This window comes from Staphylococcus sp. EG-SA-2 (genome assembly GCF_017152085.1).
In genome coordinates, this window is the sequence record NZ_JACYHC010000580.1 from 1 (window position 1) to 2,929 (window position 2,929).

Below are 2,929 nucleotides of genomic sequence, written 5' to 3' on the forward strand. Positions count from 1 at the left end.
TACTTAGACTAAAGACGACATTTTATGCATGTATTGTATACTGTTGTATTGATGCGGTTTACGCATTGGCTACGCAAACGCGATGATAAATAGGCGACCTAGCTACACCGAAAAAAATCCCCTCACTATTGCGAGTAGTGAGGGGATTGGTGTATCTATGCTAATTCCTGTTAACTGTATTATAACAACTTTACAGCAAAAAAATGCAAAATCAACTAATAAATTAATGAAATGACCGACGCCCTCGCTTCTACTTCAATTTAACAAAATACTATATTAGTACTATATTTTTCATTAACATGTATGTTACATTTTCTATATTACTTAAAATTACGAAGGGACATTTTTAAATCATGCGTATCTTAAAAGAGTCCATTATTGTGGCATTTGCCTTTGTTGGTGTTGTCGTTGGTGCCGGCTTTGCTACTGGTCAAGAAATTTTCCAGTTTTTCACAAGTCATGGCGCATATAGCATTTCAGGCATTATTGTAACAGGACTATTGATTACTTTAGGTGGAATGGTTGTCATGCATACAGGTCATCATCTAAAGTCCAGAAATCATTCTGATTCAATTAACTATTTCTTATACCCCTCTATTGCAAGAGGTTTTGATATTATTTTAACAATGTTTATGTTGTCTTTAGCTATTATTATGACTGCAGGTGGTGCGTCAACCATTCATCAAAGTTTCAACTTACCGTATTGGCTGAGCGCACTCATATTAGTCGCCTTTATTTTAGCAACACTGTTTCTAAAATTCGATCGTTTAATTGCTGTGCTTGGTGGAGTTACTCCATTTTTAATTGCAATTGTCATTATGATTGCGGTCTACTATTTCACAACGAGTCATCTTGATTTTACTGCCGCTAATAATGATGCTCAGATTCATAAGCAGAAATCATTATCACCTGGATGGTGGTTTGATGCGATTAACTATGCAAGCTTGCAAATTGCTGCTGCCTTCAGCTTCTTATCAGTGATGGGTAGCAAAGTTAAATATCGTGACTCAACGTTATACGGGGGCTTGATTGGCGGTTTAATCATTACATTTTTACTCATGATGATTAACCTAGGTTTAATTTCTCAATTCGATAAAATTAAACACGTCGATTTACCTACATTAAAATTAGCGACACAAATGTCTCCGTCAATTGGTATTATTATGTCTGTCATTATGATACTTGTCATCTACAATACTGTTGTTGGATTAATGTATGCATTTGCGTCACGTTTCAGCGTTCCATTCAGCAGACGTTACTTCATCATTATTATTACAATGGCTGTCATCACTTATATTAGTACATTTATCGGTTTCATTTCATTAATTGGAAAAGTATTCCCTATTATGGGATTGTTCGGTTTCATCTTACTCATACCTGTACTCTATAAAGGTTTAATTAAGCGTATTACCGGCAAATCTCATATCGATTAAAACATCTATACTATTGTAAAATTTATTACAGCACTTCAAAATCAAAAAAGCGGGCAGATGAAAAGTAAAAATCTTTTCCATCTGTCCGCTTCTTAATAGAACTGTTATTTCCCAAGTATTTGTTGACCAGCCGTTAATCCAGTTTCTGTAATTTCATGACCATTCACCCAAACTTCTTCGACTACTGCCCCACGTGTCTTAAACAAGTTAATGACTTGTTCACTTGCAGCTAATGGCACAATTGGATCATGTTTCCCCATAGAAAGCAACACACTTACATCTGATAAATCCTTTGTTGACGTTACTTCAACTGGGTATAACGGTGCATATAACAATGCTTTTTTAAATGGTGCTTCCGAACGCAACATTAAGTTAATCGCTATATTTGATCCATTTGAAAATCCAACAAGTACTGCTTTTTCAATATCAAATTCATAACGTTCAGCAGCTTCTTTAATGAACGCTAACAATTCTTGTCCACGAAATTCCAAATCTTCTTCATCATAAACACCTTCACCAAGACGTTTGAAATACCGGTTCATCCCATTTTCTGAAACTTGTCCTCTAATACTTAACAAGTGATAATTTTCATTCAATGCTTCGCCTAATGGCAATAAATCGAATTCATCGCCACCTGTACCATGCAACAATATTAGCGTTGGTGCACCTTTTTGTCCTTCACGAAAAATATGTTCCATCACAAATCCTCCTCATTCCAATTAATCATGTTAACGCTTAGTATTAAATGGTCTTATTTCTGATTCTATATACTCTCTTTTATTTTCTAAAAATGGTGGCAATGATAAACCTTCACCTAATGTTTCATACGGTTCATCTTCCATAAATCCTGGTCCATCTGTTGAAATTTCTATTAAAATATGCCCCACACGTGCATATAATGCTTCAAAATAGAAACGATTAACGATGCCTGAGTTGTTAATACCTACCTCTTTATATTTCGTTGCCCACGCTTCTATTGCATCATGATCTTTCACACGAAATGACACATGATGTACCTCACCATAACCTTGACGTGCTGCTGGCCCTTTATCATCTTTTATTAAGATTACCTGGCCACCATTGCCGCCTTCGCCAACTTCAAGTAATGCGACATTATCTTCATGCGCAATAGTTGTCATACCGTAAACAGTCTCTAAAATATTTTTAAAGTCGTCAAAATAACTTACTTTAATTTCAATGGGTCCTAATCCATAAATCGCTTTATCTACTGGAACCGGTCCATTCTTCCAAGGTACACCAGGTGCTACCCCTTCATTTAACTCATCTGAAATTAATTGATACACTTGGCCATCGACTTCTTCAAATGGCAACACTTTTTTACCAAATAATTCTTGAATACCTTCGTGTTTAACACCAAATTCATCAAAGCGCTGTTCATAATACATTAATGCGTCATCGTTAGGCACTCTAAAAGACGGTCTTGTAATGGAATTTGTTCCTGCCTGCCCTTTTGTAATATTTGGAAAATCAAAGAA

At 35.6% G+C, this 2,929-nt stretch carries 3 protein-coding genes; 1 reads left to right on the forward strand and 2 read right to left on the reverse strand.

From position 1 onward, the window contains the following. Positions 1-353 precede the first annotated feature (353 nt). Positions 354-1,433 carry a YkvI family membrane protein gene (locus tag IDG60_RS10225; protein ID WP_001549787.1) on the forward strand — a complete coding sequence of 360 codons (1,080 nt, stop codon included), beginning with the start codon at positions 354-356 and terminating at the stop codon, positions 1,431-1,433. A gap of 104 nt (positions 1,434-1,537) precedes the next feature. Here the strand turns inward: IDG60_RS10225 and mhqD are convergent, their stop codons facing one another. Together mhqD and mhqE are read right to left on the reverse strand one after the other, a co-directional pair. Beyond that, positions 1,538-2,131: a methylhydroquinone degradation carboxylesterase MhqD gene (gene mhqD / locus IDG60_RS10230; RefSeq protein ID WP_000400021.1), complete on the reverse strand. Its 594-nt coding sequence runs from the start codon at positions 2,129-2,131 to the stop codon at positions 1,538-1,540. A 30-nt stretch (positions 2,132-2,161) separates the two neighbouring features. Further along, on the reverse strand, positions 2,162-2,929 hold a 768-nt coding region (gene mhqE, locus IDG60_RS10235; RefSeq protein WP_206160666.1), incomplete at its 5' end, for a ring-cleaving dioxygenase MhqE.

Excerpts from the sequence above, each read along its gene's own strand:
- IDG60_RS10225 (WP_001549787.1), top strand. The coding sequence starts at position 354 with ATGCGTATCTTAAAAGAGTCCATTATTGTGGCATTTGCCTTTGTTGGT.
- mhqD (WP_000400021.1), bottom strand. The coding sequence starts at position 2,131 with ATGGAACATATTTTTCGTGAAGGACAAAAAGGTGCACCAACGCTAATA.